2 protein-coding genes are annotated in these 2,568 nt (G+C 63.8%); both read left to right on the top strand.

The annotated features are described in order from the left end of the window. Positions 1 to 158 precede the first annotated feature (158 nt). Positions 159 to 1,709: an IS21 family transposase gene (gene istA / locus QN350_RS19460; RefSeq protein ID WP_323517162.1), complete on the top strand. Its 1,551-nt coding sequence runs from the start codon at positions 159 to 161 to the stop codon at positions 1,707 to 1,709. Beyond that, positions 1,706 to 2,455 (top strand): ATP-binding protein, encoded by a 750-nt coding sequence (locus QN350_RS19465; protein WP_322188740.1) that lies wholly within the window; start codon positions 1,706 to 1,708, stop codon positions 2,453 to 2,455. The genes istA and QN350_RS19465 overlap by 4 nt, the downstream gene beginning before the upstream one ends. Positions 2,456 to 2,568: the final 113 nt, after the last annotated feature.

Below are 2,568 nucleotides of genomic sequence, written 5' to 3' on the forward strand. Positions count from 1 at the left end.
TGAATATTGGCTTCGATGGGCACCACCTGTGGTGCGAGTGAGCCCCACTGTTCAGATGCGTGATTTGTATCGTTCAGCCCCACTACCGGCGTGGTTGAGCCCCACCTGAAAAGCTCCTTCCACCGTGTGAGCGCCACACGGTGGAAGGAGTACCGGCAATGGTGCGGAAGATCAAAGCGAAGCAGATCCTGCAGCTGCGTAATCAGGGCTTGTCGCGACGGGCTATCGAGTCCGCCCAGGGAATGTCCCGGCACAGCATTCGAGCTGTGCTCGATGCAGCAGAGCGGCTCGGGCTCGACTGGGACGACGTCGCCGAGTTGTCGGAGGCCAAGGTGTATTCGACGTTGTTCCCCGGCCGCGGCGTCCACGAGAGTGTGTTCGCGCAGCCGGACTGGGCGCGGGTGCATACGGAGTTGGCCAGGGTCGGGGTGACGTTGAAGCTGTTGCACCAGGAGTATGTCGACGCGTCATCGATGGCGCAGGCGACGATGAGCTACGACCGGTTCTGTCGCCTCTATGGCGAGCACGCCGCTGTCTCGGGGGCGACGTCGCGGGTCGGCCACAAAGCCGGCCGTAGCATCGAGGTCGACTGGTCCGGGCCCACGATGCAACTACTCGATCCGACGTCGGGCGAGATGTCGAGGGTGTATTTGTTCGTCGCGTGCCTGCCGTTCAGCCGGTATGCGTTCGTGGAAGCCACCCTGGACATGAAGCAGGACTCGTGGCTGCGCGCCCACACCGCAATGTTCGCTTTCTTCGGCGGCAGCGTCCCACGCCTGGTGCCCGACAACTTGAAGACAGGGGTGATCTCCCACCCGAAGGAAGGGGAGGTCGTTTTGAACGATGCCTACCGGGAGATGGCTGCGCACTACTCGGCCGCAGTGCTGCCTGGCAGAGTTCGCCACCCGCGCGACAAAAGTAGCACTGAGAACACGGTCTCCCATGTCGCGACCTGGGTCATCGCGGGTTTGCGGCAGGAGACGTTCACGTCGCTGGCACAGCTGCGCCTGCGGATCCGGGAACAGATGGATGCCTATAACCGGGAGCCGTTCCAGAAACGCGTCGGGTCCCGCCTCAGCGTGTTCACCACCGAGGAGAAACCTCTGTTGCAGGCGCTGCCAGCGGCACCGTTCGAGATCAGCACGTGGTCCTATAAACGAAAGGTCAACGCCAACGCCCACGTGGTCTGGGCCAAGAATTTCTACTCCGTCCCTTTCAGCCACATCGGCGCGCTGGTAGACCTTCGTGTCACCGAGACGATGCTGGAGGTCTATCGGCGCGACGAGCGTCTGGCCAGCCATTTGCTGCTGCCGGTCACGACGACGAATCAGTATCGGACGAACGATGCGGACTTGCCCGAGGGGCGCAGCTTCCAGGCCTGGGACCGAGCCCGGATCGAGGAATGGGCCGCGCGGATCGGGCCGGCAACCGTCACCGTGACGGCCAAGATCTTCGAGACCGTCTTCATCGACGAGGCCGGCTTCGACGCCGCGCTGGCCGTGCTGAAACTGTCGCGCCGGTTCCCTCCGGCCCGGGTCGAGGCCGCCTGCGAGCTCGCGTTGCGGGGGCCGGTCCGCTCCCCGCGCTACGCGCATTTGCGGCCGATCCTCGACACCGGGCAAGACAAAACCGGACAAGTTCCGGAACCGGAACCGGACGATGGCGGTTATGTTCGTGGCAGCGCTTACTACGCCGGAGGGAACCGTTGAGCGCGCTGGACGGGGAGACTAAACGCAAGCTCCGCGAGATGAATGCCGGCGAGCTGTTGGAGGCCATCGACCTCCAGGACGAGATTCTCTCGATCAGCCTGACCTTCGAGGAACGGGTCCGGCTGGTCGTCGACGACGCCTACTCGAGCTTCATGCATTCCAAGGTTGACGGGCTGATCCGGCGGGCGGGACTGCGTTACCCGAACGCGGATTTGCGGCGCATCGACCTGCTCGACGAGCGCGGCCTCAACCGGCAGGTGCTGACCCAGCTCGGGACCTGCTCGTTCGTCACCCGGCAGCAGAACGTCGTCTTCCAGGGCTTTACCGGGTCGGGGAAGTCGTATCTGGGATGCGCGATCGCCAAACGGGCCTGCGAGCATCGAATCCGCGCTCACTACGTCCGGATGCCCGACCTCGAGGAAGCCTGGGTCGCCGCGCAAGACGCCCCGGGCGGGGCGGGCAAGTTCCTCCGCAAATATGCCGCGTTCACGCTGCTGGTCATCGACGAGTGGCTGCTCGATAAGCCGACGGAATCGATGCGGACAATGCTGCTGGAGCTGATGGAGCGCCGCTACGGCGAGACATCAACAGTGTTCTGCACCCAGTATCAACAGAAGGACTGGCACCAACGCCTCGGCGCCAGCGTCCACGCCGACGCCATCATGGACCGCATCATCCACAACACCACCTGGGTCGACACCGGCACCTACAACATGAGGGAACAAACCGCCCTCGCAACCGCGTAATCCGTGACGGGGAGCACCAGTGGTGCTGAGCCACACCACCACTGGTGCTCTTCCGCACGACCAGTGGGGCTCAACCGCACGATCGGGTGGGGCTCAGAGACTCGAATACTCAC

It is taken from the genome of Cryobacterium sp. 10I5, from assembly GCF_035019865.1.
In the GTDB taxonomy this organism is placed as follows: Bacteria; Actinomycetota; Actinomycetes; order Actinomycetales; family Microbacteriaceae; genus Cryobacterium; species Cryobacterium breve_A.